Annotated in this window: 24 protein-coding genes; 14 read left to right on the top strand and 10 right to left on the bottom strand. The window is 63.0% G+C overall.

The window, feature by feature from the left end:
• The first annotated feature begins 109 nt into the window (after positions 1-109).
• The 3 genes from SB772_RS16340 to SB772_RS16330 all read left to right on the top strand — a co-directional run bounded on the left by SB772_RS16340 (position 110) and on the right by SB772_RS16330 (position 2,427).
• Positions 110-1,345: a ribonucleotide-diphosphate reductase subunit beta gene (locus SB772_RS16340; RefSeq protein WP_410834269.1), complete on the top strand. Its 1,236-nt coding sequence runs from the start codon at positions 110-112 to the stop codon at positions 1,343-1,345.
• 86 nt (positions 1,346-1,431) lie between these two features.
• Entirely contained in the window at positions 1,432-1,758 is a 327-nt protein-coding gene (locus tag SB772_RS16335) for a hypothetical protein (RefSeq protein ID WP_410834268.1), read from the top strand.
• 30 nt (positions 1,759-1,788) lie between these two features.
• Positions 1,789-2,427: a histone H1-like DNA-binding protein gene (locus tag SB772_RS16330; RefSeq protein WP_410834326.1), complete on the top strand. Its 639-nt coding sequence runs from the start codon at positions 1,789-1,791 to the stop codon at positions 2,425-2,427.
• A gap of 253 nt (positions 2,428-2,680) precedes the next feature.
• On the opposite strand, the gene SB772_RS16325 is transcribed toward SB772_RS16330, so the two are convergent.
• From SB772_RS16325 to SB772_RS16280, 10 genes are all read right to left on the bottom strand, one after another.
• A complete protein-coding gene (locus SB772_RS16325) occupies positions 2,681-3,157 on the bottom strand; it encodes a glycine zipper 2TM domain-containing protein (protein ID WP_410834267.1) in 477 nt (158 codons plus the stop codon).
• Between the two features lie 25 nt (positions 3,158-3,182).
• Positions 3,183-4,121: a carbohydrate kinase family protein gene (locus SB772_RS16320; protein ID WP_410834266.1), complete on the bottom strand. Its 939-nt coding sequence runs from the start codon at positions 4,119-4,121 to the stop codon at positions 3,183-3,185.
• Positions 4,122-4,217: 96 nt separating this feature from the next.
• Positions 4,218-4,718, bottom strand: a complete 501-nt coding sequence (gene tpx, locus SB772_RS16315) for a thiol peroxidase (RefSeq protein WP_410834265.1) — start codon at positions 4,716-4,718, stop codon at positions 4,218-4,220.
• 73 nt (positions 4,719-4,791) lie between these two features.
• Entirely contained in the window at positions 4,792-6,054 is a 1,263-nt protein-coding gene (locus tag SB772_RS16310; RefSeq protein ID WP_410834264.1) for a zinc-ribbon and DUF3426 domain-containing protein, read from the bottom strand.
• A 48-nt stretch (positions 6,055-6,102) separates the two neighbouring features.
• The gene (gene prmA, locus SB772_RS16305) at positions 6,103-7,005 is read right to left on the bottom strand and encodes a 50S ribosomal protein L11 methyltransferase (RefSeq protein ID WP_410834263.1); all 903 of its coding nucleotides are present in this window, start codon (positions 7,003-7,005) and stop codon (positions 6,103-6,105) included.
• Positions 7,006-7,008: 3 nt separating this feature from the next.
• A complete protein-coding gene (gene accC / locus SB772_RS16300; protein ID WP_410834262.1) occupies positions 7,009-8,376 on the bottom strand; it encodes an acetyl-CoA carboxylase biotin carboxylase subunit in 1,368 nt (455 codons plus the stop codon).
• Positions 8,377-8,494: 118 nt separating this feature from the next.
• Positions 8,495-8,965 (bottom strand): acetyl-CoA carboxylase biotin carboxyl carrier protein, encoded by a 471-nt coding sequence (gene accB / locus SB772_RS16295; protein ID WP_410834261.1) that lies wholly within the window; start codon positions 8,963-8,965, stop codon positions 8,495-8,497.
• Between the two features lie 71 nt (positions 8,966-9,036).
• Positions 9,037-9,492 carry a type II 3-dehydroquinate dehydratase gene (gene aroQ / locus SB772_RS16290; RefSeq protein WP_410834260.1) on the bottom strand — a complete coding sequence of 152 codons (456 nt, stop codon included), beginning with the start codon at positions 9,490-9,492 and terminating at the stop codon, positions 9,037-9,039.
• Positions 9,493-9,686: 194 nt separating this feature from the next.
• A complete protein-coding gene (locus tag SB772_RS16285) occupies positions 9,687-10,235 on the bottom strand; it encodes a TlpA family protein disulfide reductase (protein WP_410834259.1) in 549 nt (182 codons plus the stop codon).
• 11 nt (positions 10,236-10,246) lie between these two features.
• A complete protein-coding gene (locus SB772_RS16280; RefSeq protein WP_410834258.1) occupies positions 10,247-10,903 on the bottom strand; it encodes a UDP-N-acetylmuramate--alanine ligase in 657 nt (218 codons plus the stop codon).
• Between the two features lie 179 nt (positions 10,904-11,082).
• On the opposite strand from SB772_RS16280, the gene mpl reads away from it, so the two are divergent.
• The 11 genes from mpl to araG all read left to right on the top strand — a co-directional run bounded on the left by mpl (position 11,083) and on the right by araG (position 24,774).
• On the top strand, positions 11,083-12,477 hold the full coding sequence (gene mpl, locus SB772_RS16275; protein WP_410834257.1) for a UDP-N-acetylmuramate:L-alanyl-gamma-D-glutamyl-meso-diaminopimelate ligase: 1,395 nt from the start codon (positions 11,083-11,085) through the stop codon (positions 12,475-12,477).
• Positions 12,474-13,076, top strand: coding sequence for a YqiA/YcfP family alpha/beta fold hydrolase (locus SB772_RS16270; RefSeq protein WP_410834256.1), 603 nt, complete (start codon positions 12,474-12,476; stop codon positions 13,074-13,076). Before mpl ends, SB772_RS16270 begins: the two co-directional genes overlap by 4 nt.
• Positions 13,077-13,241: 165 nt before the next feature.
• Positions 13,242-15,362 (top strand): ribonuclease catalytic domain-containing protein, encoded by a 2,121-nt coding sequence (locus SB772_RS16265; protein ID WP_410834255.1) that lies wholly within the window; start codon positions 13,242-13,244, stop codon positions 15,360-15,362.
• A complete protein-coding gene (gene aroE / locus SB772_RS16260) occupies positions 15,359-16,222 on the top strand; it encodes a shikimate dehydrogenase (protein ID WP_410834254.1) in 864 nt (287 codons plus the stop codon). The genes SB772_RS16265 and aroE overlap by 4 nt, the downstream gene beginning before the upstream one ends.
• A gap of 49 nt (positions 16,223-16,271) precedes the next feature.
• The gene (mtgA, locus tag SB772_RS16255) at positions 16,272-16,994 is read left to right on the top strand and encodes a monofunctional biosynthetic peptidoglycan transglycosylase (RefSeq protein WP_410834325.1); all 723 of its coding nucleotides are present in this window, start codon (positions 16,272-16,274) and stop codon (positions 16,992-16,994) included.
• A 1,302-nt stretch (positions 16,995-18,296) separates the two neighbouring features.
• Positions 18,297-19,250: an IclR family transcriptional regulator gene (locus SB772_RS16250; RefSeq protein WP_410834253.1), complete on the top strand. Its 954-nt coding sequence runs from the start codon at positions 18,297-18,299 to the stop codon at positions 19,248-19,250.
• Positions 19,247-20,317: a 2-dehydro-3-deoxygalactonokinase gene (locus SB772_RS16245; RefSeq protein WP_410834252.1), complete on the top strand. Its 1,071-nt coding sequence runs from the start codon at positions 19,247-19,249 to the stop codon at positions 20,315-20,317. Before SB772_RS16250 ends, SB772_RS16245 begins: the two co-directional genes overlap by 4 nt.
• A 36-nt stretch (positions 20,318-20,353) precedes the next feature.
• Entirely contained in the window at positions 20,354-21,034 is a 681-nt protein-coding gene (locus tag SB772_RS16240) for a 2-dehydro-3-deoxy-6-phosphogalactonate aldolase (protein ID WP_410834251.1), read from the top strand.
• The gene (locus SB772_RS16235) at positions 21,031-21,807 is read left to right on the top strand and encodes an SDR family oxidoreductase (protein WP_410834250.1); all 777 of its coding nucleotides are present in this window, start codon (positions 21,031-21,033) and stop codon (positions 21,805-21,807) included. Before SB772_RS16240 ends, SB772_RS16235 begins: the two co-directional genes overlap by 4 nt.
• Positions 21,808-21,936: 129 nt before the next feature.
• On the top strand, positions 21,937-22,935 hold the full coding sequence (locus SB772_RS16230; RefSeq protein ID WP_410834249.1) for an arabinose ABC transporter substrate-binding protein: 999 nt from the start codon (positions 21,937-21,939) through the stop codon (positions 22,933-22,935).
• 312 nt (positions 22,936-23,247) lie between these two features.
• The gene (gene araG, locus SB772_RS16225) at positions 23,248-24,774 is read left to right on the top strand and encodes an L-arabinose ABC transporter ATP-binding protein AraG (RefSeq protein WP_410834248.1); all 1,527 of its coding nucleotides are present in this window, start codon (positions 23,248-23,250) and stop codon (positions 24,772-24,774) included.
• Positions 24,775-24,776: the final 2 nt, after the last annotated feature.

Here is a 24,776-nt window from a genome sequence, read left to right as displayed (position 1 = left end):
TGTTGTATGAACGTAGCAACGCGAATCGAAAACAGGATTTTTCATCAGCGAACTCTTTTATCGCTCGTGAAAAGATGGTACAAACCGTTCTAAATTGATGGTGACATTTATGCTCAACTGGGATGACGAGATCACTGCCGTAACTCCCTCGAGCGCTACGCAACAGAATGTGTTGCGCAACGCTGCGGGATCGGCTGTCGGTTCGCAAGTCGGAACGCGTTCCGCTCCTCACGCTCCCTCGGCTCAAGACATCTTCGCGAACGACATCGCTGTCGCTCCCGTCGCTCATGCTACCCATGCTGCTGCCGGAACGGCTGCGGTTTCCGAAGCACGGGTCAATGTCGCCGACAAGCGCATCATCAACGGCCAGACCGACGTCAATCAGTTGGTGCCGTTCAAATACAAGTGGGCCTGGGAAAAGTATCTGGCCGGTTGCGCCAACCACTGGATGCCGCAAGAAGTGAACATGTCGCGCGACATCGCCCTCTGGAAAGACCCGAACGGTCTGACCGAAGACGAGCGCCGCATCGTCAAGCGCAACCTGGGCTTCTTCGTGACGGCCGATTCGCTGGCCGCCAACAACATCGTGCTGGGCACCTACCGCCACATCACGGCGCCCGAATGCCGCCAGTTCCTGCTGCGCCAGGCGTTCGAAGAGGCGATCCACACGCATGCTTACCAGTACATCGTCGAATCGCTGGGCCTCGACGAGGGCGAAATCTTCAACGCGTATCACGAGGTTGCCTCGATTCGCGCGAAAGACGAATTCCTGATTCCGTACATCCACGTGCTGACCGATCCGGCCTTCAAGACCGGCACGCTCGAGGCAGACCAGACCCTGCTGCGCTCGCTGATCGTGTTCGCCTGTGTGATGGAAGGCCTGTTCTTCTACGTCGGCTTTACGCAAATCCTGGCGCTGGGTCGCCAGAACAAGATGACCGGCGCGGCGGAACAGTACCAATACATCCTGCGCGACGAGTCGATGCACTGCAATTTCGGCATCGACCTGATCAACCAGATCAAGCTCGAAAACCCGCAACTCTGGACGGCCGGGTTCCGCGCGGAAATCCGCGAGATCTTCCAGCAAGCGGTCGAACTTGAATATCGTTATGCAGAAGACACGATGCCGCGTGGGGTGCTCGGCCTCAATGCGTCGATGTTCAAGAGCTATCTGCGCTTCATCTGCAACCGCCGTTGCCAGCAGATCGGCCTCGATCCGCTGTACCCGAACGAGGAAAACCCGTTCCCGTGGATGAGCGAGATGATCGACCTGAAGAAGGAACGTAACTTCTTCGAGACGCGAGTGATCGAATATCAGACTGGCGGCGCGCTGACCTGGGAGTGATCCGGGTTCGTGTCGCAGATGCATTCATTGATGGGGATGCCGTCGGCAAGGGCCACGGCAATTTTGGTTAGGAGCAGAACCGCCTGATGCAAAGCATGCCCGGTGCGTCGCGTGCCTTCGCGGCCCACAAACATGACAGGCACTTTGCGAACCCTTCAGTGGGATGGGCAAACTTCCCCCCGGAAAAAGCCGCCGGCGTGAGCGTCGGCGGCCCGATCAAGCAATTGCCGGCGCTGGGTTTCAGCGCCGACCAGATCTGGCGCGTGGTGCCCAAGGGCACCGCGCGCCTTACCGCATTCATTAGCGTAAGCGCGCAGCACCTGCGTACGCCGATGAATAGCCCGCTTCGTAGCGCGCGCCCTGAGAAGCGTCCGCGGGAAGCGGGTTTTGACGAAGGGTGTAGTTTGAACTGACTCTCATCTGAAAACCTGAAGGAGAAAATGATGGCAACTGCAAAGAAAGCCGCAGCTAAGAAAGTTGTGGCAAAGAAAGCTGCTCCGGCTAAGAAGGCCGCTCCGGCAAAGAAAGTAGCAGCGAAGAAAGTCGCTGTGAAGAAGGTTGCAGCGAAGAAGGCAGCACCGGCTAAGAAGGTTGCAGCGAAGAAAGCTGCTCCGGCTAAGAAGGTTGCAGCCAAGAAAGTCGCGGTGAAGAAGGTTGCAGCGAAGAAGGCAGCGCCGGCCAAGAAGGCAGCACCGGCTAAGAAAGCCGCAGTGAAGAAGGTTGCAGCAAAGAAGGCAGCACCGGCCAAGAAGGCCGCAGCAAAGAAGGCAGCGCCGGCTAAAAAGGCTGCTGCCAAGAAGGCTGCTGCCAAGAAGGCTGCACCGGCTAAAAAGGCTGCTGCCAAGAAGGCTGCGCCCGCGAAAAAGGCTGCTGCTAAAAAGGCTGCGCCTGCCAAGAAGGCTCCCGCGAAGAAGGCCGCTGCGCCTGCGAAGAAGGCTGCTCCCGCGAAGAAGGCTGTCGCCAAGAAGGCTGCGCCTGCACCCGCTGCGACTGCTGTCTCGAGCGCGGCACCGGCAGCGACGGTGAAGACCGCGCTGAACCCGGCAGCGGCATGGCCGTTCCCGACGGGTAGCCGTCCGTAAGCGGTAGAAGTGCTTCGACACGTCGCACGATGTGTCCGATGATCGAGTAGCGCTTAAGTAGCTGTGTGACGAGCGCTACTCGGTCAGCGTCCCGTCGCCGGGTTTCCGGCGGCGGGATTTTTTTCGTCTCGCAAAAGCGTGCCCGTCACGTTTTCAAAACGGATGGACAAAAAAAACGCATACACAGGGGAGCGCATGCGTGTGAGGTTGCCGCAGCGGCACGTGAAGCGCGGCCGCGGCAGAGGGGAAAAACTTAGTGAGTGACGCGCGTGACGCCCCCGCTGGACAGCAGCCGCACGCGCTCGCCGGCGCGGAAGATCTCACCGGTTGCGCTTTGCGTGATCGCGCGTATATCGCCGTTATCGAGCCGCACGGTGATCTCGAGACCGTCATGCACCGCGACGCCGTTCTCGACCGCGTTGCCGGCCACCGCGCCGGCCAGGCCGCCGATGATGCCCGTCACGATCGAGCCACGGCCGCCGCCGATCGAGCTGCCGGCCACCGCACCCAAGGCACCGCCGCCGAGCGCGCCGATGCCGCTCGGCTGACCGTTGTTCGAGCTGATCTTCACTGCGCGAACACTGTCGACCGTGCCCATCCGGACCGTTTCTTCGCGCTGCGCCTGCGACGCCGTGTAGACGTCAGCAGAACTACTGTTATACGCACACCCCGACATGGCCAGCGAACCGGCGATCAAGGCGGCCACTACCAGGCGATTCATTGTTTTCAATCCCTAACTCCAATAGCTCTCGGTATTACGGCAGGTCGTAACCGAACGCCTGCTTGAACCGTTCGTTGATCTCCGCCCGGGTGGGCGCGTAGTTTTGCGGGCCCTGGTGTTCGATCTTCAGCGCGCCCATCAGGCTCGCGAGACGGCCGGTGGTCGCCCAGCCGAGCTTGTTCTCGATGCCGTACAGCAAACCGCCGCGAAACGCGTCGCCGCAGCCTGTAGGGTCGAGCACTTGTTGCGCTTTGACCGCCGGAATCTCTTCGATATCGCCGGCGTGATGGATGTGCGCCCCGTGTTCGCCGAGCGTGACGAACAGCGCGTCGACCTTGCTGGCGATCTCTTCGATCGACCAACCGGTTTTGTTGCTCACCAGTTTGGCTTCGTAATCGTTGACAGCTACGTAAGTAGCAAGTTCAATCATGCGCCGCAGCGTTGCACCGTCGAACAACGGCAAACCTTGGCCCGGATCGAAGATGAACGGCACGCCGGCCGCTGCCAGATGTTCCGAATGCTGGATCATGCCGTCGTAGCCATCAGGCGCGACGATGCCGAGCGTGATGCCCTTTGCTTCGTCGGCGCGAGTCAGATGGGACTGCATCATCGCGCCGGGGTGGAAGGCAGTGATCTGATTGTTTTCCAGATCGGTGGTGATCATCGCCTGGGCCGAGTAGGTGCCGGGCACCACGAGCACGTTTTCCGTCGACAGGCCGAGTTGCTCGAAGCGGTCCATGTAGGGCTGCGCGTCGGCCGAACCGAGCGTGCCCATGATGCGCGCATTGCCGCCCAGCAGATGCAGCGAGTAAGCGATGTTGCCCGCGCAGCCGCCGAACTCGCGGCGCATTGTCGGCACCAGAAAGCTCACGTTCAGGATGTGGACCTGCTCCGGCAGGATGTGCTCCCGGAAGCGGCCCTCGAAAGTCATAATGTTGTCGTAGGCGAGCGAGCCGCAAATCAGCGTAGCCAAGGCGAGCGTTCCTGTAAAAATCGGTAAAGAGAAAGTGCGTGACGATGTGACAGCGCCGCGCATGAAGCGCGGCGCCGGGGCTCGTGCGCGAAGGTCTTACTTCAGTGCGGCGAGCGCTGCGTCGTAGTTCGGCTCGTTCTTGATTTCGCTGACCAGTTCCGCGTGCACGACCTTGTCGTTCTCGTCGACCACCACCACGGCGCGTGCCGTCAGACCCGTCAGCGGGCCGCTCGTCACGTCGACGCCGTACGCTTGAGCGAACTCGTGGCCACGGAACGTCGAGGCCGTTACGACGTTCTCGATGCCTTCGGTTGTGCAAAAGCGCGATGCGGCGAACGGCAGGTCGCCCGACACGACGATTACGGCCGTGTTGGTCAGCTTGGCGGCGGCTTCGTTGAACTTGCGGGTCGACGTGGCGCAGGTCGGCGTGTCCAGGCTCGGGACGATGTTCAGCACCTTGCGCTTGCCGGCGAATTCGGCGAGCGTCACCGGCTTCAGATCCTTGCCGACCAGCGAGAAGGCGGGCGCTTGCTGGCCCACCGACGGGAACGTGCCGGCGACTTCGATCGGGTTACCACCCAGCGTGACTTGACTCATGTTGTTGTGCTCCGAAAATTCGTCAGAAGTGACGGTGAACGCGCCCGATCGGTGCCGGGCGCATGAGTAAGCGTTACGGATAAAAAATCTGAACGCGGAAATTGGAGGCGACCGCATTGCCCGTGTCGAGGTGCACGATCATGGTTTGAGTCGTGTGCGCCGGCAAACCGGCCGCGATCGGCGTGCCGGGTGCGACATAGTCTTGCGGCCACAGCACGCGGCGCACGGCGACGTTATTCCGGTCGTCGAGCAGCGTGAGTTCGATGGCCGGGTAGGCCAGCGCAATATTGAAGCGATTGTGCAGCGGCATCTTCAGTTCGAGTTTGTGCGGACCGTCGATCTGCCGCAGATCGGACGGCTCGACCTGCAAGCCGTCGATATCGTGAGGCGGCGTGATCTGACAGCCGATTTGCGCGCAGGCCTTCGCATAGAGCGTCTGCGAGCGCGGAAAGTCGACCATCACCGTCTCGCGCTGCCACCAGGCGAGTTGCGCGAGCAGCGCGACGACCAACAGCAGCGCCGCCAGTGAACCACCGATGATCCAGACCAGCCGACGCGGTTCGGCCGGGCGGGTTTCGCGAATCACCGGGAAAGGATCGACGCCGTCATGCACCGGACGGACCGTGAAGGGCTCTCCACTGGACGCAGCGGCGGCGCCCACTGCGCCCGTGCCGGCCGCACCCGTGCCGGCCGCACCTGAGCGGGCTGCACCTGAGCGGGCCGCACCCGTGCCGGCCGCACCCGTGCCGGCCGCACCGAAATGCGGTTCGCCGTCGGGGATGCCGTGCAACGTGGCCGGCTCGTCCACGGGATGTTCGGAAAGGCGTTCGGTCTTGTGCCAGACTCTCGGCGCCTCCTCTGCCGGCGGACCGGCATCGTGCGCGGAGGGCCCGGGCGGCCTCTCAGCGAACACCGGTTCATGGCCGGGATGGATCGGCGCGCTGAGCGCGCTGGACGGCAATTCGGGCTCCGCAGCGTGGCGCGGCGCCGCGCCGCCCGCGCCGGTCGAGACCGGCGCGGGCGGCACATTGGCGGCGTCGTGACGCAGACGGTTGTCGATGACGGCATCGGGCACCGGCGCCCACGGGTCCCATGCTTCGGCACTGAAATCGGACCGGCCGGGGCGTACGCCCGACAGTGCCTCGATTGCCGCTGCTGCGGCGATCGGCCTTGCGGTGGAGAAATCGCCGCCCTCGGTCAGTTCGAACAGGCTGCTCGACGCGTCGAATACTTCATTGCAATGCCCGCAGCGCACGAGGCCGCGGCGCAGCGCGAGCTGCGCCGGTTGCAGGCGGAAGACGGTTTCGCAGAAGGGGCAACGCGTCGCCAGGAGCATATTGAGCCGGTAAGCCGGGAGGCCGTTGGTTGGACAATACGCCTTATTCTAATGGCTTTCGCGGCGGGTTCCCGTCAGGCATACCCAACCTTCGTGTTCGCACCATACGGCGATGTCGATCCATCGCGCATAGACTTGCGCCACTTCGTCCGCCTGCCGCGCGAGAATGCCCGACAGGGCGATCCGCCCGCCCGGCTTGACCTTCGACGACAGCATCGAGGCCATCAGCTTGAGCGGATTGGACAGAATATTGGCGACTACGATATCGAACTCGCCGGTGGGGCATTCGTCAGGCAAGCCGTACGCGACGTCCGCGCGATTGCGCTCGCTGTTATGGCGTGCCGATTCGACCGCTTGCGGATCGATGTCGATGCCGTACACCGGATTCGCGCCGCACTTCTTCGCGAGAATCGCGAGGATGCCGGAGCCGCAGCCATAGTCGAGCACCGATTGCCCGGGCTTGACCGATTGCTCGAGCCACTCCATGCACAGGCGGGTGGTCGGATGGCTGCCGGTGCCGAATGCGAGACCCGGATCGAGTTCCAGCACGAGTGCTTCGGGGTCGGGTGCATCGTGCCACGACGGCACGACCCAGATGCGCTCGCCGATCGGAATCGGATCGAATTGCGATTGCGTGAGACGCACCCAATCCTGTTCCTCGACTTCACGTACGGTGAAAGAAGGTGCGGGATCGAGGCCCAGTTCGTTTGCCGCGGCCGTCAGCAGCACGGCCGGATCGTGTTCGGGCGCGAGCAGCGCGATCACGCGCGAACGCTGCCAGGCCGTGCGATCCGGCGTGAGACCGGGCTCGCCGAACAGCGGCTGCTCGTCGGGCGTGTCCGCGTCCGCATCTTCGACCGATACGGACAGCGCACCCAACTCGAGCAGCGCGTCGGAGAATTCCTCTGCGTGCTCGCGTGCCAGTTCGGCGATCAGTTCCCGGTAGCTCATGACTTACGCTTCTTCCGGCGCGACCTGCTGCTTCGCGGCCAACCGGTTTTCGAGGTAGTGAATGCTGGTGCCGCCTTCGACGAACTTCGCATCCAGCATCAGCTCGCGGTGCAGCGGGATGTTGGTCTGAATGCCTTCGACCACCATCTCAGACAACGCGATGCGCATCCGCTTGATCGCCTGTTCGCGCGTGGCGCCGTAAGCGATCAGCTTGCCGATCATCGAATCATAGTTCGGCGGCACGAAATAGCCATTGTAGGCGTGCGAATCGACGCGGATGCCGGGGCCGCCCGGCATGTGCCACGATGTCAAACGTCCCGGCGACGGGATGAACTTGAACGGATCTTCCGCGTTGATCCGGCATTCGATCGCATGACCCTTGAACACAATGTCGCGCTGACGGAACGCGAGCTTTTCACCGGCGGCGATGCGGATCTGTTCCTGCACGATGTCGACGCCGGTGATCAGTTCCGTCACCGGATGCTCGACCTGCACGCGCGTGTTCATTTCGATGAAGTAGAACTCGCCGTTTTCGTACAGGAACTCGAACGTACCGGCGCCAAGGTAGCCCATTTTCTTGCAGGCATCCGCACAACGATCGCCGATGCGGTCGATCAGGCGCCGCGCGATACCCGGCGCCGGCGCTTCTTCGATCACTTTCTGGTGGCGGCGCTGCATCGAGCAGTCACGCTCGCCAAGCCACACGGCATTCTTGAACGAATCGGACAGCACCTGAATTTCGATGTGCCGCGGGTTCTCCAGGAATTTCTCCATGTAGACCTGCGGATTGCCGAACGCGCGGCCGGCTTCTTCGCGCGTCATGTTGACCGCGTTGACCAGCGCCGCTTCGGTGTGGACCACGCGCATGCCGCGGCCACCGCCGCCGCCGGCGGCCTTGATGATGACCGGATAGCCGACCTGGCGGGCAATTTTCACGATCTCTTTCGGATCTTCCGGCAACGCGCCTTCGGAACCCGGCACGCACGGCACGCCGGTCTTGATCATGGTTTGCTTCGCGGTGACCTTGTCGCCCATCATCCGGATCGTTTCCGGGCGCGGGCCGATGAAGGTGAAGCCGGACTGCTCGACGCGTTCGGCAAAGTCGGCATTTTCCGACAGGAAGCCGTAGCCGGGGTGAATCGCTTCGGCATCCGTCACTTCTGCCGCGCTGATCAGCGCCGGCATGTTCAGGTAGCTCAGATTCGAAGGCGCCGGGCCGATACAGACCGCCTCGTCGGCGAGCTTCACGTACTTGGCTTCCTTGTCGGCTTCCGAATAGACGACGACTGTCTTGACGCCGAGTTCGCGGCAGGCGCGCTGGATACGAAGCGCGATCTCGCCACGATTGGCAATGAGGATTTTTTCAAACATAGCGGGTTTTCGACTCATCAATGGGCGCCGGGTTGATCACAACGCCGGCTGCCTCACAGGATCGGTCGCGCGCCTCGGAAGGGCCGGCGCGCGGGCGGCGAACGCAAAGCGTGCCGCGTCAGCCGACCACGAACAGCGGTTGGCCGTACTCGACCGCCTGGCCGTTTTCGACGAGGATTTCCTTGACCACGCCGGACTTGTCCGACTCGATTTCGTTGAGCAGCTTCATCGCTTCGATGATGCAGATCGTCTGGCCTTCCTTGACCGTGTCGCCCACCTGGACAAACGGATCGGCGCCCGGGGACGGCGCGCGGTAGAAGGTGCCGACCATCGGCGAGGTCACCACGTGGCCTTGCGGCGCGGCGGCGGCCGGTGCAGCCGGGGCGCCTGCTGCTGCGGGCGCTTCGGCGCCGCCCAGTGCCGGCATCGGCTGTGCGTATTGCGGCGCGTACGAAGCGGACGGTTGCACGTAAACCGGCGGTGCATTCTTGACGATGCGGACCTTGCCTTCGCCCTCGGTCACTTCGAGTTCGGAAATACCGGACTCGGAGACGAGGTCGATCAGAGTTTTCAGTTTACGTAGATCCATCAGGCAGCCCCTTTCAATGCGTGAAGTGCCGGCGGGGTGCGCCGCCGGCTCAAATTAGTCGTATGTGGAATTCAGCCGCGCGACGAACCGGTGGACAGCCGGTCGAGCGCGAATTCGAGCGCGTACAGATAGCCCTTCCAGCCGAGGCCGCAAATCACGCCCTCAGCCTGGTCGGAGAAATACGAGTGGTGCCGGAACGGTTCGCGGCGATGCACGTTCGACAGGTGAATCTCGACGAACGGGATGCCGACCCCCGCCAGTGCGTCCCGAATGGCCACGCTGGTATGCGTGTACGCAGCGGGATTGATCAGTATGAAATCGGTTTTTTCAGTCCGGGCGGATTGGATGCGATCGACCAGCGCGCCTTCGTGATTGCTCTGGAACGACGCGAACTCGACGCCGGCGTCCGCTGCGCGGTCCGCCAGCGCCTGATCGATCTGCGGCAACGTCACGCGGCCGTAAACCTCGGGTTCCCGGGTGCCGAGAAGGTTGAGGTTGGGGCCGTGCAGTACCAGCAATCGCGTCATGGTCGCTTCTTTTTCCGTGGAATTGGGCGCACTTTAGCGCTGATTAGAGAAACTTGTCTAGTTTCCTGCACGTGCGGATTAATTTCAGCGACTTTTCGCTGCTGCTCCGGACGTCCATCTTCCCTCAAATTCGCACGATTTGCGCGCAATATTGCGCGTTCCACCGGTATCTGAACGTCAAAGGAATGTGAAATTTAGAGCGCGTCGAGCGTCCGTTTCAGCTCTTTCGGATCGATTTGGCCTAATTTTGTCGAACGAATGTTGCCTTTTGCGTCGATGACGACGGTAAAAGGCAGTCCGCCCGCGTTATTGCCGAACGCCCGCGCCAGGTCGGCACCGCCGAATCCGGTCACATAAATCGGGTAGGCCACCTTCACCTTTTGCAGGAAGGCCTGGACATTTTTATCCGAATCTACGCCAAGTCCGACGAACTGGATTCCTTTCCTCGCATATTCGCGCTGAAGCTGCGAAAGGGCGGGCATCTCTTCGACGCACGGGCCGCACCACGACGCCCAGAAATTGACGACGATCGGGTGACCTTTGAGCAGACTCAACGACTGCGGCTTGCCGTCCACCGTGGTGACGGGCGCGGCCCACAACTGCTCGACAGCGCTTTGCTGGGTGCCAGGTTGCGCATGCGCGATCTCCGAGCCGTCGCCGTTCAGCCAGTGATTCGCCAGCACGCCGCCGCCCGCGGCGACGGCCGCCACCAGCGCGCCTGCCAGAATCCGTCTCGTATTCATTGTTGGTCTGTCTAATTAGTGGAAGAAGTGACGTCGCTATTGTCGTCGAGCAGCGCCTGAACGGCCTGCAGATTCGCGCGGGCAGTGCGGCCGCGCGCGTCGGCTCGTACCGCGCCGCGCAAATCGTCCGTCTCATACAGTGCGACGTGGATGCCCACCGGTTCTGTGCCGGGTCCTTCATCTGTGTCACGCCACAAAAAGCTCAGTGTCTCGACGTAGCCGCGCCCGGCAAAATGCCGCGTCTCCGAAACGTCGTACTGGATGTTCGCGTTCAGAAAATAGATCGCGACTTCTTTCGGGTTGTCGCAGAACGCTTGCAGATGGATGTCCGAATGTTCGCCGGCTGTGCCGCCGAGCACGGCACCCGTTAGATAGGGATTGAACGGCGCGAGCCGCTGCATCCAGTCGATTGCGACCCGTCTGAGCCGACGCAGCAGGATCGGCTGGCTGTCGCCCTGAAAGAGTGACTGATATTCGCGGATTTCTTCCTCGATCTGGTCGTTATCCGGCAGCCATTCGCCCGCGACACGGCTCTCGCCGACCACCTGCCGCGCCGCTTTACGCTTGGCCGTTGCGTAGTCCAGACCGTCTTCGGCGATCAGCCGCGCAGCCGCGATGGCGATTTCCTCGCGCACGCGCTGCGGATCGAAATGTGATTTGCGAGCCATCTGCCAATCATACTAGAGATTGACGACACGCCTTTCTGGGCGGGGCGCACCGGCTGCCCGGCTTAGGGCGATGTGAGGGCGTCGGTTACAATAGCGTCCTTTGCAGACGGTCGTTTCATCCGTTCCTGCGCTCTCCCATCCCACGACACGAAGAAACGCCCGCGCGGCACGACAGGCTTATGCACATCCACATCCTCGGCATCTGCGGCACGTTCATGGGCGGTCTCGCGGTGCTCGCGCGCGGCGCGGGTCACACCGTAACGGGCTGCGACGCCGGCGTTTATCCGCCGATGAGCACGCAACTCGAGGCGCAAGGCATTCGTCTGATCGAAGGTTACGACGCCGAGCAGTTGAACGGCCTGCAAGCGGACCTTTTTGTGATCGGCAATGTGGTCTCGCGCGGCAATCCGCTGATGGAAGCGATTCTCGACCGTGGCCTGCCGTATGTGTCCGGCCCGCAATGGCTCGGCGAGCATGTGCTGAACGGCAAATGGGTGCTGGCGGTGGCCGGCACGCACGGCAAAACGACCACCAGCTCGATGCTCACCTGGCTGCTCGAAGACGCCGGGTTGAATCCGGGCTTCCTGATCGGCGGCGTGCCGCTGAATTTCGGCGTGTCGGCGCGGCTGACCGATTCCAGCTTCTTCGTGATCGAGGCCGACGAGTACGACACGGCCTTCTTCGACAAGCGTTCCAAGTTCGTCCATTACCGTCCCAAGACCGCGGTCCTGAACAACCTCGAATTCGATCATGCCGACATTTTTCCGGATCTGGCCGCGATCGAAACGCAATTCCATCATCTGATCCGCACGGTGCCGGGCCTCGGCCGCATCGTGACGAACGGTCGCGAGGACGCGTTGGAGCGCGTGCTGACGCGCGGGTGCTGGAGCGAAGTGGAGCGATTCGGCGTGCAGGGCGGCTGGGAGACCTTGCCGGCGGAAGACGGCGTGCCGGTCGACGAACGTTTCGCCGTGTATCACAACGGCGAGCGCGTCGGCGTGGTCGAGTGGCAGGTCCAGGGTGAGCACAACCGGATGAACGCGATTGCCGCGATCGCCGCCGCGCGTCATGTCGGCGTGCCGCCGGCGCAGGCCGCCAAGTCGCTGGGCAGCTTCCGCAACGTCAAGCGTCGCATGGAAGTGCGCGGCAGTGTCGACGGCGTGACCGTCTACGACGACTTCGCCCATCATCCGACCGCGATCGAAACCACGGTGGCCGGGCTGCGCGCGCGCGTGGGCCGCGAACGCACGCGGATTCTCGCGGTGCTCGAGCCGCGCTCGAACACCATGAAGCTCGGCGTGATGAAAGCGCAGCTGCCGGAAAGTCTGGCCGACGCCGAGCTCGTGTTCGGTTACGGCGCGCCGAGCGGCCGCGACGCGCTCGGCTGGAATCTCGGCGAAGCGCTCGCGCCGCTCGGCGGCAAGGCGCAGGCGTTCGACAATCTCGATGCGCTGGTCAAAGCGGTGGTGCACGCCGCGCGCCCCGGCGATCAGATTCTGGTGATGAGTAACGGCGGCTTCGGCGGCGTGCATCAGAAGCTGCTCGACGCGCTTTCCGCGCGAGGCACGTCGTGATCCTTTATCTGCACGGTTTCCGCTCGTCGCCGAACTCGTTCAAGGCGCGCGTGCTGGCGGCGCGACTTGCCGAACTAGGCCGCGGTGGCGAGTGGTGTTGTCCGATGCTGCCGGTTTCGCCGTTCGAGACGGTGGCGCTCGCCGAATCGCTGGTGGCTGCCGCGGGCGCCGAGCGCGTGACACTGATCGGCAGTTCGCTCGGCGGCTATTTCGCTACCTGGCTGGCGGAGAAGCACGGCTGGCCGGCAGTGCTGCTGAACCCGGCGGTCGTGCCGCAGCGCGACCTGAGCGCGTACCTCGGCGAGCAGCCGTTGTGGCATGGCGGCGGCAGCATCGTCGTCGAGCCGCACCATCTGGACGAGTTGCGCGCGCTCAGCGTCGCGTCGATCACGCGGCCCGAACGCTATTATTTGATGGCGGCCACCGGCGACGAAGTGCTCGATTACCGCGAAATGCTCGCGCACTATCCCGGCGCCCGCACTACGCTGATCGAAGGCGGCGACCACGCGATCAGCGAGTTCGAGCAATACGTCGACGAGGTGCTGGCCTTTTGCGATGCGGAAGATGTCGAACCGCCGGCACCACGCGAGGCTGCCTGACAACCGAGGCCAAGGCTTATATCTCACGAGATTCATGCCGCCGGCGCGCGAATATCGCGCTGCGGCCCCACTACCACGAACACGTTGCCGTGCCGCGCACGCAGTGACCGACAATCGAACAAAGTCGGGCGCGCCGGCAGATGCAAGTCAGAACGAGAGTATTGAGTGAACGTTTTCTTTGAGGAATCGGGCAGTTTCAAGGCGGGCAGCGTGCTGTCGCGCCAAGGCGACGCGTTTCAAGTCGAGTTGCCGGGCGGCCGGCGCGCCAAGGTGCGCGCGAAAGATGTGCTGATCGAATTCGAGAAACCGACCGCGGCCGAGTTGATGCAGCAAGCCGACGCCGCCGCACAGGACATCGATCTGGACTTCCTGTGGGAATGCGCGCCTGAAGACGAATTCCCGTTCGCCACGCTGGGCGCCGAGTACTTCGGCGAGGGCTTTGGTCCGATCGAACGCGCGGCGCTGGTGTTGCGCATGCACGGCGCGCCGGTGTACTTCCGCCGCAAGGGCCGCGGCATGTATCAACGCGCGCCGCAGGAGCAACTGAAAATGGCGCTCGCCGGGCTGGAACGCAAACGCCAGCAGGCGCTGGTGCAGGCCGGCTATGAGGAAGAACTGAAAGCCGGCCGTCTGCCCGAGGCGTTCGCCGGCGCCAAAGCGCTGGCGTTGCTGACGAAGCCCGACAAGAACACGATCGAATACAAGGCGCTCGAAGGCGCGGCCGCGGCGCGCGGCATTTCGCAGGCGCGCCTGATGCTCGAATGCGGCGGCATTCCGTCAGCGCGCGCGCTGCATGAGGCGAAATTCCTTTCGGAGTTTTTCCCGCACGGCACCGGTTTCCCGCCGGTCAGCGTCGGCACCTTGCCGGAAGATCTGCCGGAAGCCCTTGTAGAGGCGTTCTCGATCGACGACGTCACCACCACTGAAATCGACGATGCGTTTTCCGTCGAGCATCTGGCCGACGGCCGCGTGCGGATCGGCGTGCACATCGCCGCGCCGGCGCTCGGCATCGAGCGTGGCGACGACGTCGATGCGATCGCACGCACGCGTTTGTCGACTGTCTATATGCCGGGGGACAAGATCACGATGCTGCCCGATAGCATCGTCGAAGCGTTCACGCTGGCTGAAGGCGGCTTGCGGCCCGCCTTGTCGCTGTATGTGATTGTCAATCGCGAGACGCAGGAGATCGTGGCGAGCGAAACGCGAGCCGAACGCGTGTTCATCAAGAACAATCTGCGCCACAATACGCTCGACGAACTGGTGACCGAAGAGGCGCTCGCCGCCGGCAGCGGCGACTATCCGCACAAGGACGACATCGCCGTGCTGTGGCCGTTCGCGCAGGCGCTGTTCGAAAAACGTCAGACCGCGCGTGCCGGTTACGGTTTGCGCCGCGAAGTGCAACGCAACACCGATTTCAATTTCTACGTCGAAGGCGAGCACATCACGATCACGCCGCGCCGGCGCGGTTCGCCGCTCGATACGATCGTGGCTGAGCTGGCGATTCTGGCCAACTCGTCGTGGGGGGCGTTCCTGCACGACCACGGCGTGCCGGGCATCTACCGTACGCAGCGCGCGTTCGGCGTGCCGAGCGGTCCGAAGCGCACCCGCATGCAGACCAACGCCGCGCCGCACGAAGGTTTGGGCGTCACGCAGTACGCGTGGAGCACGTCGCCGTTGCGCCGCTATGTCGACCTGGTGAACCAGTGGCAACTGCTCGCATGCGTGCAGCACGGCGTGACCGCGAAGCTGGCCGCGCCGTTCAAGCCGAAGGACGCCGATCTGTTCGCCGTCGTGCAAGGCTTTGACGACACGTACACCGCCTATGCCGACCACCAGCGCCGCATGGAGTACTTCTGGTGCCTGCGTTGGCTGAAGCAGGAGAACCGGAAGCAGGTGGTGGCGTCGGTGGTGAAGGGCGATCTGGTGCGCCTCGAAGAGATTCCGTTGCTGTTGCACGTGCCGGGCCTCGGCGTGCACGCACGCGGTACGCGTTTGCAGATGGAAGTGATGTCGATCGACGAATTGACCGTCGAAGCGTCCGTGCGCTTGCTGCATGTGCTGGATGCGCCGACTGTGACGAGCGGCGCCGAGGCTGAAGAAGCCGACGAGGCGGATGAAGGCGAAGAAGAGATCGTCGACGCCGGCGACGAAAGCGCCGAAGGCGAAGCCGAGGCACAAGCCGAAGCGGACCTCGATGGCGGTGCGGCTGCACAGGGCGACGCCGAGAACGGCGAAGGCGCCAGCGATGCGGCGAACGATCAGCACGTAGCGGAGCCGGGACGATGAGCGCCAACCAGGTACGTGATCGCTACGCGGTAATCGGCAATCCGGTCGCTCACAGCAAATCGCCGTTCATACATGGACGTTTTGCCGTGCAGACTGGCGAGCCGATCGAGTATGGTCACTTGCTCGCGCCGGTCGACGCCTTCGCGCCGCACGTGCGTGCTTTCGTCGAAGCGGGCGGTCGCGGCCTCAACGTAACCGTGCCGTTCAAGCTGGACGCGCACGCCTTCGCCGACACGCTGTCGCCGCGCGCGGCGGCGGCTGGCGCGGTGAACACGTTGCGCGTCGATGCGACCGGCATTTACGGCGACAACACGGATGGCTTCGGTCTCGTGCGCGACATCGAAGTGAATCTCGGCGTGCCGCTGAAGGGCGCGCGCATCCTGCTGCTGGGCGCGGGCGGCGCGGCGCGTGGCGTGGTGCTGCCGATGCTCGAGCGTATGCCGCACACGCTGACGATCGTCAACCGCACGGCCGCGAAGGCGGAAGCGCTGGTCGAGCAGTTCGCGCAAGCCGCGCGCGACACGGCATGCTGCCTGACGGGCGGCAGCGCGCGGGCCATCGAAGCGGGTGAGTACGACGTGATCGTCAACGCGACCGCGGGCAGTCTCGACGCGTCGCTGCCGGAATGCGACGACCGCGCGTTCGGCGCGGGCACGCTGGCCTACGACATGATGTACGGCGCGCAGCCGACGGTGTTTATGGAGCACGCGCGCACACTGGGCGCACGCGGTGCCGATGGTCTTGGCATGCTGGTCGAACAGGCCGCCGAGTCATTTTTTGTATGGCGCGGCGTGCGGCCTGACGGCGCGCCGGTGCTGGCCGAATTGCGAGCGCTGCTGACTGCGCCGCTGCGCGCGTAGGCGAGCGCTTTACGCTTCAGAACTCACCGACGCGAGGACTGTGACCACGATGACTGCAACGCGGCGCGCGAGCCGGCGAGGTCCGGTGCGATGGATTGTTTACCTGGGCGCGGTGGTGGCGATTGCGTGGTTCGCGACGCAGCTCTTCTATTTCGCGCAGATTGCGGTGTGGAATTACATCAATCCTCAATCGACCGCGTTTATGCGCTCGGATGCGTGGCGCTTGTCCGAAGATCGGCCTGATTTGTCGGTGCAGCATGCGTGGGTGCCGTACGAACAGATTTCGCACAATCTGAAGCGGGCGATTATCGCTTCCGAAGACGCGAATTTTGTTAATAACAACGGGTATGAGACGGACGCCATTTTGCAGGCGTGGGAGCGGAATAAGGCCAAAGGCAGGATTGTTCGAGGCGGCTCGACGATTACCCAGCAGCTGGCGCGGAATCTGTTTTTGTCCCGGGAGAAGAGTTATATCCGCAAGGGGCAGGAGCTGATCATTACCTGGATGCTCGAGACCCTGATGGACAAGCAACGGATCTTTGAGATTTATCTCAACTCCGTTGAGTGGGGAAATGGCGTTTATGGCGCCGAGGCGGCGGCTCATTATTACTATAAGACTTCGGCCGATAAGTTGACTGCTGCGCAGTCGGCCCGGTTGGCCGTGATGTTGCCGCGGCCCAAGTATTTTGACGAGCACAGGGGCTCGGGGTATCTCGCTCAGCGATCGCGCGTGATTGCGCGGCGGATGGGGGCCGCTGAGTTGCCGGATTAGGTTTTTTTGCGCGTAGCGGTTGATTGGGGTGTTTGCCTACGGCGTTGGCTTTTCCTTGAACTTGTTTGCCTTCGTGGCGCTTATCTCTGTGTGCCTGCGGTGTTGGCCTTTCCTTGTTTTGTTATTGGTCTATTAGCGTTCCCCCTGTGCGGGGGAGCACCTACTTTTCTTTGCCTGCCGCAAAGAAAAGTAGGCAAAAGAAAGCGGCTCAAACCGCTAACTTTTAAGCGGGTCCCCCGGCTTGGAGGAGGCAGTGGCACATCTGGAATCAGTGTTCCCGCACACTCCACGCTGGTGACAAGGCAGTCATACTTCCGGCGGCGCTGCGCGCGCCGTGGTGGTACTTCTCAACACCGATCGCGGATGCACGCGTCCGGCATCATTCCTCCCACTCCGCACTGCGTGCGCCGCGGACGGGTCTGCATGGGAAATCAGTGGCGTCGTTTGTGCGCATTGAGGGCCATCGGCTTCGCCTCGGCGAGGCGCTGAAATTGATCTGTGTTTTTGATGTGCCGAAGTTTCAATTGTGACCACTCCGCCGGGTGACACGTCGGCGCTAAAAGCGATAGACGATTTGCGGGATACGTAACGCCCGCCTGTTAATTCGGCGGGACGCAGAATATAGCTACGACTTGAGAAGTACCACGGCGGTCGCCTTAACGAGTCGCGGAAACGACCAGACGGTTTTGTGAAGCACCGCTACGGCGCGCGCAGCGCCGCCGGAAGTATGACTGCCTTGTCACCAGCGTGGAGTGTGCGGGAACACTGATTCCAGATGTGCCACTGCCTCCTCCAAGCCGGGGAACCCGCTTAAGAATTAGCGGTTTGAGCCGCTTTCTTTTGCCTACTTTTCTTTGCGGCCGGCAAAGAAAGGTAGGTGCCCCCCCGCACAGGGGGAACGCTAATAGACCAATAACAAAACAAGGAAAGGCCAACGCCGCAGGCACACGGAGACAAGCGCCGCGAAGGCAATCAGAACAAGGAAAGGCCACCGCCACAAGCAAACACCCAACCCCGGCCCCCGGCAAGGAAAAAATCCCATTATATGAATCAAACACTCACATATTGGAGATTTCTAAAAAACCGCCCTACAATCCAACCCAACACGCGCCGCGAGTGGGAAAGAGCAGAAAGAGTCAGACCCACGCCTGCGACAGCGACTGCAAAAAAACCGGAGACAAAGCCAAACCATGCCTAAGACCCAAAGGCAGCACTGCCACGCCGCGCGCAGCGGCAAACCCCAAGGCCACCTCTCCGGTCCCGCGCTGTAAGCGCAAAAAACCAACTCCATAGCGAATCGCCATGAACAAAGCGATGCCTACTCACGCAGCAAGCGCGCCCGAGCCCGACTTCGCGCCGGCGGCGGATCACGCGCGCAGCGCGGACACAACCCCGCGCGCCAGCGCTCAGCCCACCGTGGTCGACGAAATCGCCCTCCCCAGCACGCTGCTGGACATCACCCCGCAACAAGCCGGCACACAAACACTTTTGCGCGGTCTGGCGATTCTCGAAGCCGCCGCCGCCGGCGTGCGCGACCTGCGGACCTTCGGCGCCGCGCTCGGCACCACCCGCAGCACCACGCATCGGCTGGTGAGCAGCCTCGTACAGGCGCGCTACCTGCGGCAGGTGCAAGGCGGCTATCTGCTTGGCCCGAAGCTGATCGAACTCGGCACCATCGCGCTCGAACAGATGCCGCTTACCGCCGTCGCGCGTCCGCACCTCGAATCGCTCGCGGAACAGACGCTCGATACGATCCATCTCGGCGTGCGCGATGGCGACGACGTGCTGTATATCGACAAGATCCCCGGCACCCGTGGTCTGGAAATGCGCTCGCGCGTCGGTCACCGGATGCCGCTCGCGTCGACCGGCATCGGCAAAGCCATGATGCTCGACCTCACGCCGGACGTCTGGCAGTCGCTCTTCGAAGCCTCGCGGCGCGCGCTCGCCGGCGTCAGCTTCAAGCCGGATAACCGCCCCGACGCGCAGACCTTCATGCAGCGCATGACCAACTACGCCGCCGGTGGCTATACCTTCGACCTCGAAGAAAACGAAGCGTCAATCCGTTGCGTCGCCGCGCCCGTGCGCGATGCGTCGGGTGCCGTGGTGGCGGCGCTGTCGGTGGCGAGCACGATCCCGTACATGTCGCTCGAACGCATGGATGAACTGATTCCGGTGGTGCAGCGCGAAGCGCGCGCGATCTCGGAAGAACTCGGTTGGCGCGCGCCCCAACCGGCGACCCGCAGGATCAAACGATGAACCAAGGGGGCTCTCTCACGCCGGCAGTCGATCACGCCGTTGCCGCCGGCACCGCCAACGTCGACGCGAACGCCAACCTCGAGCGCGCAGTGCTGATCGGGCTCGATTGGGGCACGACGTCGCTGCGCGCGTATCTGTTCGACGCCGCGGGCAAGCTGCTGGCGTCGCGTGCATCGACGGCCGGCATCATGAATCTGCCGCGCAGCGCCGAGCAAGGCGGCTTCGACGCGGCCTTCGACGAAGCGTGCCGCAGCTGGCTCGAACATGCACCCGGTCTGCCGGTGATCGCGGCAGGCATGGTCGGCAGCGCGCAAGGCTGGGTCGAAGCGCCCTACGTCGAAGCGCCGGCGGATACCGACACGCTGGTTGCCGGCATCGTCCGCGTGACGGCGGCGTGCGGCGCGACGCTGCATATCGTGCCGGGCGTGCTGCAATGCGGCGAACTGCCGAACGTGATGCGCGGCGAGGAAACGCAGGTTTTCGGCGCGCTCGGTGAAGACCCGGCCTCCGCGGATAGCGGCAAACGCGCACTGATCGGCTTGCCGGGCACGCACGCGAAATGGGTCGTTGTACAAGCAGGCCGCATCGAACGCTTTCATACCTTCATGACCGGTGAGGTGTTCGCGGCATTGCGTGAACACACGATCCTCGGCCGCACGATGACCACGCCGGATCGTCCGGATAACGCTGCATTCCTGCACGGCGTGAACATCGCGCGCGAGAAAGGCCAGGCAGGTCTGCTCGCGACCGTATTCAGCGCCCGCGCGCTCGGCCTGACAGGACAACTGTCGCGTGAACAGCAGCCGGACTATTTGTCGGGATTGCTGATCGGTCACGAGCTCGCCGGCCTCGACGCCGAACTCGCGCAACAGCAAAACCCGCTCAAGGGGCAGGCCTTGCGTCTGATCGGCAACGAAGCACTGTGCGAGCGTTATCGCCTCGCGCTGACGCAATTCGGCTGCACTCAGGCGGAACTGGTGAAGCATGCCACCGAGCGCGGCTTGTGGCGCGTCGCCACCCAGGCGGGGCTCGTCAGCCCGGCCGCCCATGCGGTGCATACGGGCTAACCGGCAGCGCCGCCGCACATGGAACAAGGAAACGACATGCAACCTCACATCAATCTGCCCGCTCCGTACATGCCGCACGCGGGCCTGATCGCGGCGTTCGAGGTGTGTCCGCTGATCGCGATCATGCGCGGCGTCACGCCAGCCGATGCGGCCGATCACGGCCAGGCGCTGTACGAAGCGGGTTTTCGGATCGTCGAAGTGCCCTTGAATTCGCCCCAGCCGTTCGACAGCATCGCGGCGATCCGCAAGGCGTTGCCGGCCGATGCGATCGTCGGCGCAGGCACGGTGCTGCATCCGAGTTTCGTCACCGATGTGAAGTCGGCAGGCGGCGAATTGATCGTGATGCCGCATAGCGATCCGGACGTGGTGAGCGCCGCGAAGGCACAAGGTCTGGCGTGCGCGCCGGGCGTCGCGACGCCGAATGAAGCATTCATCGCGCTGAAAAACGGCGCCGACGTGCTGAAGATGTTCCCCGCGGAACAACTCGGCTGCCAGGTCGTGAAGGCATGGCGCGCGGTGATCGCGGCGCAAGTGCCGCTGGTGCCGGTCGGAGGGATCACGCCGGACAACATGGGGCCGTTTCTGAGCGCCGGCGCAAACGGTTTCGGTCTCGGCTCGGCGCTGTACAAGCCGGGTCAGAGCGCGGCGGTGACGGCCTCGCACGCGAAGGCGTTCATCAACGGTTTGCGTATCGCCAAGTCTGGCGCGAAGAAATGAAACGGCTCGCCGACAAGGTCGCGTTGATCACGGGCGCCGGGCGCGGCATCGGCGCGGCGATTGCGCTCGCGTTTGCGCGCGAAGGCGCGACGGTCGTGCTGGCTGAACTGGATATCGAAACCGCGCGGCAAACGGCGGAGCAGATCGAGGCGCAAACCGGCGCGCGCGTGTTGGCGGTGCACACCGACGTCACGCAAGCGGCGTCGGTTCAGCATGCGGTGAGCGAGGCCGAAGCTGCGTTCGGCGCACTCGACGTGCTGGTGAACAATGCCGGCATCAACGTGTTCTGCGATCCGCTGACGATGACCGACGACGACTGGCGCCGCTGTTTCGCAGTCGATCTGGATGGCGTCTGGAACGGTTGCCGCGCGGTGTTGCCGGGGATGGTGAAACGCGGCGCGGGCAGCATCGTGAATATCGCGTCGACGCATGCGTTCAAGATCATTCCGGGCTGCTTTCCGTACCCGGTCGCGAAGCACGGCGTCATTGGCCTCACGCGCGCGCTCGGCATCGAATACGCGCCGCGCAACGTGCGGGTCAACGCGATCGCACCCGGTTACATCGAAACGCAGTTGACGCATGACTGGTGGAACGAACAAGCCGATCCGGCGGCGGCCCGGCAAGCGACGCTCGACTTGCAGCCGATGAAGCGCATCGGCCGCCCTGAAGAAGTGGCGATGACGGCGGTGTTCCTCGCCTCGGACGAAGCGCCGTTTATCAACGCCGCCTGCATCACCGTGGATGGCGGCCGCTCGGCGCTGTATCACGACTGACCGTAGCAAAGCAGTACGCAATAAAAAGAGTGAGTTCGCCGGGCGACGCGCTGGCCGCGTGTGTCACAACCGGTACAAGAAAACGCGGCCAATACCTTCTCGTTATCAATTAGTCAGGAGACACGCATCATGAAACGAAGAATTTTCCTTACGCTGGCAGCCGCAGCGGCGGGTGTGCTCTTCAACGCACCGGTCGCGCAAGCCGCCGATCCGGTGAAGATCGGCTTCCTCGTGAAGCAGCCGGAAGAACCGTGGTTCCAGGACGAGTGGAAGTTTGCCGAAATCGCCGCCAAGGAGAAGGGCTTCACGCTCGTGAAGATCGGCGCGCCGTCGGGCGAGAAGGTGATGAGCGCTATCGACAACCTCTCTGCTCAGAAAGCGCAAGGCTTCGTGATCTGCACGCCCGACGTCAAGCTCGGACCGGGCATCGTCGCGAAGGCGAAGGCCGACGGCCTGAAGATGATGACGGTCGACGACCGTCTGGTGGACGGCGCGGGCAAGCCGATCGCCTCCGTGCCGCACATGGGCATCTCGGCGTACAACATCGGCAAGCAGGTCGGCGACGGTCTGGCCGCGGAAATCAAGAAGCGCGGCTGGGACATGAAGGATGTGGGCGCGATCGACGTGACCTACGAGCAACTGCCGACCGCGCATGACCGCACCACGGGCGCCACCGACGCACTGGTCGCCGCCGGCTTCCCGAAGGCCAACATCATCGCCGCGCCGCAAGCGAAGACCGATACGGAAAACGCTTTCAACGCCGCCAACATCGCACTGACCAAAAACCCGCAGTTCAAGCACTGGATCGCTTACGCGCTGAACGACGAAGGCGTGCTCGGCGCGGTGCGCGCAGCGGAAGGCCGCGGCTTCAAGGCGGACAACATGATCGGTATCGGCATCGGTGGTTCGGAGTCGGCGCTCAACGAGTTCAAGAAGCCGTCGCCCACGGGCTTTTTCGGCACCGTGATCATCAGCCCGAAGCGTCACGGCGAAGAAACCTCGACGCTGATGTACGACTGGATCACGCAAGGCAAGGAACCGCCGGCTCTGACGCTGACCAGCGGCATGCTGGCCACGCGTGAGAACGTCGGCGAAGTGCGCGAGAAGATGGGCCTCGCGTCGAAGTAAGTAGTTTTGCCGTGAGATGAACTGCCGGTGCGGGTGTTTTCTTCACCAAAGAAGGCGCGCACCGGCAGCAGCAACAGAAGAAGCTGTTGAGACAGACCGTACTTGTGCCCGCAAGGTCTATGAGGCACACCGGGCACGGTTCACATGAAGCAGCAACTAACTTGCATGGGACCGGAGTAAGCGCTTTGCATGGGACCAGAGTAACGCACTATGGGACCGGAGTAAGCGCTAAAGCGCTAACTCCGGTCGACAACTTTGTATGGGACGGGAGTAAGCGCTAAAGCGCTAACTCCCGTCGACACAGGAGGCGAAGTGTCAGCGACGCTACGTTTTGACAATATCGGCAAAGTCTTTCCAGGCGTGCGCGCGCTCGACGGTGTGTCCTTCGACGTCAACGTCGGCCAGGTGCACGGCCTGATGGGCGAAAACGGCGCAGGGAAATCGACCCTGCTGAAGATTCTCGGCGGTGAATACCAGCCGGACTCGGGTCGCGTGATGATCGACGGCAACGAGGTGCGCTTCACGAGCGCAGCTTCGTCGATCGCGGCGGGGATCGCGGTGATTCACCAGGAACTGCAATACGTGCCCGATCTGACGGTCGCGGAAAATCTGCTGCTTGGCCAGCTGCCGAATTCGCTCGGCTGGGTCAACAAGCGCGAGGCAAAACGCTTCGTGCGCGAACGCCTCGAAGCGATGGGCGTGGCGCTCGATCCGAATGCGAAGCTGAGGAAGCTGTCGATCGCGCAACGGCAGATGGTTGAAATCTGCAAGGCGCTGCTGCGCAACGCGCGCGTGATTGCACTGGACGAACCGACTAGCTCGCTGTCGCATCGCGAGACCGAAGTGCTGTTCAAGCTGGTGCGCGATCTGCGTGCGGACAACCGCGCGATGATCTACATCTCGCACCGGATGGACGAGATTTACGAGCTGTGCGACGCGTGCACGATCTTCCGCGACGGCCGCAAGATCGCCTCGCATCCGACGCTCGAAGGCGTGAAGCGCGAGACGATCGTCAGTGAAATGGTCGGGCGTGAAATCGCCGACATCTACAGCTATTCGGCACGGCCGCTCGGCGAAGTGCGTTTCGCCGCGAAGGCGATCGAAGGGCATGCGCTCGCGCAGCCGGCCAGCTTCGAAGTGCGGCGCGGCGAGATCGTCGGCTTTTTCGGATTGGTGGGCGCGGGACGCAGCGAGCTGATGCACCTGGTGTACGGCGCGGATCACAGGAAGGGCGGCGAATTGCTGCTCGACGGCAAGCCGATCAAGGTGCGCAGCGCGGGCGAAGCCATTAAACACGGCATCGTGTTGTGTCCGGAAGATCGCAAGGAAGAAGGCATCGTCGCGATGGCGAGCGTGTCGGAGAACATCAATATCAGTTGCCGCCGTCACTATCTGCGCGCCGGGATGTTCCTCGACCGCAAGAAAGAGGCGGAAACCGCGGACCGTTTCATCAAGCTGCTGAAGATCAAGACGCCGAGCCGCCGCCAGAAGATTCGTTTTCTGTCGGGCGGCAACCAGCAGAAGGCGATTCTGTCGCGCTGGCTGGCCGAGCCGGATCTGAAAGTGGTGATTCTCGACGAGCCGACGCGCGGTATCGATGTCGGTGCGAAGCATGAGATCTATAACGTGATCTATCAGCTTGCCGAACGCGGCTGCGCGATCGTGATGATTTCGTCGGAATTGCCGGAAGTGCTCGGCGTGTCCGACCGGATCGTCGTGATGCGCCAGGGCCGGATTTCCGGCGAATTGTCGCGCAAGCAAGCCACTGAACAAACGGTGCTGAGCCTCGCATTGCCGCAAAGCTCCACCGCGCTGCCCGCGACCCAGCAAGCGGCCTGAAC

Origin of the sequence: Paraburkholderia sp. SIMBA_030 (assembly GCF_046535245.1) — a bacterium.
Classification (GTDB): Bacteria; Pseudomonadota; Gammaproteobacteria; order Burkholderiales; family Burkholderiaceae; genus Paraburkholderia.
This window is presented reverse-complemented; position numbering and strand designations above follow the sequence as displayed.

Coding starts and splice junctions, on each gene's coding strand:
- SB772_RS16240 (WP_410834251.1), top strand. CDS start 20,354: ATGCAACCTCACATCAATCTGCCCGCTCCGTACATGCCGCACGCGGGC.
- SB772_RS16250 (WP_410834253.1), top strand. CDS start 18,297: ATGAACAAAGCGATGCCTACTCACGCAGCAAGCGCGCCCGAGCCCGAC.
- SB772_RS16285 (WP_410834259.1), bottom strand. CDS start 10,235: ATGAATACGAGACGGATTCTGGCAGGCGCGCTGGTGGCGGCCGTCGCC.
- aroQ (WP_410834260.1), bottom strand. CDS start 9,492: ATGACGCGATTGCTGGTACTGCACGGCCCCAACCTCAACCTTCTCGGC.
- SB772_RS16340 (WP_410834269.1), top strand. CDS start 110: ATGCTCAACTGGGATGACGAGATCACTGCCGTAACTCCCTCGAGCGCT.
- prmA (WP_410834263.1), bottom strand. CDS start 7,005: ATGAGCTACCGGGAACTGATCGCCGAACTGGCACGCGAGCACGCAGAG.
- mtgA (WP_410834325.1), top strand. CDS start 16,272: ATGACTGCAACGCGGCGCGCGAGCCGGCGAGGTCCGGTGCGATGGATT.
- aroE (WP_410834254.1), top strand. CDS start 15,359: ATGAGCGCCAACCAGGTACGTGATCGCTACGCGGTAATCGGCAATCCG.
- accB (WP_410834261.1), bottom strand. CDS start 8,965: ATGGATCTACGTAAACTGAAAACTCTGATCGACCTCGTCTCCGAGTCC.
- tpx (WP_410834265.1), bottom strand. CDS start 4,718: ATGAGTCAAGTCACGCTGGGTGGTAACCCGATCGAAGTCGCCGGCACG.
- SB772_RS16280 (WP_410834258.1), bottom strand. CDS start 10,903: ATGGCTCGCAAATCACATTTCGATCCGCAGCGCGTGCGCGAGGAAATC.
- SB772_RS16335 (WP_410834268.1), top strand. CDS start 1,432: ATGCAAAGCATGCCCGGTGCGTCGCGTGCCTTCGCGGCCCACAAACAT.
- accC (WP_410834262.1), bottom strand. CDS start 8,376: ATGTTTGAAAAAATCCTCATTGCCAATCGTGGCGAGATCGCGCTTCGT.
- mpl (WP_410834257.1), top strand. CDS start 11,083: ATGCACATCCACATCCTCGGCATCTGCGGCACGTTCATGGGCGGTCTC.
- SB772_RS16230 (WP_410834249.1), top strand. CDS start 21,937: ATGAAACGAAGAATTTTCCTTACGCTGGCAGCCGCAGCGGCGGGTGTG.
- SB772_RS16310 (WP_410834264.1), bottom strand. CDS start 6,054: ATGCTCCTGGCGACGCGTTGCCCCTTCTGCGAAACCGTCTTCCGCCTG.
- SB772_RS16245 (WP_410834252.1), top strand. CDS start 19,247: ATGAACCAAGGGGGCTCTCTCACGCCGGCAGTCGATCACGCCGTTGCC.
- SB772_RS16330 (WP_410834326.1), top strand. CDS start 1,789: ATGGCAACTGCAAAGAAAGCCGCAGCTAAGAAAGTTGTGGCAAAGAAA.
- SB772_RS16235 (WP_410834250.1), top strand. CDS start 21,031: ATGAAACGGCTCGCCGACAAGGTCGCGTTGATCACGGGCGCCGGGCGC.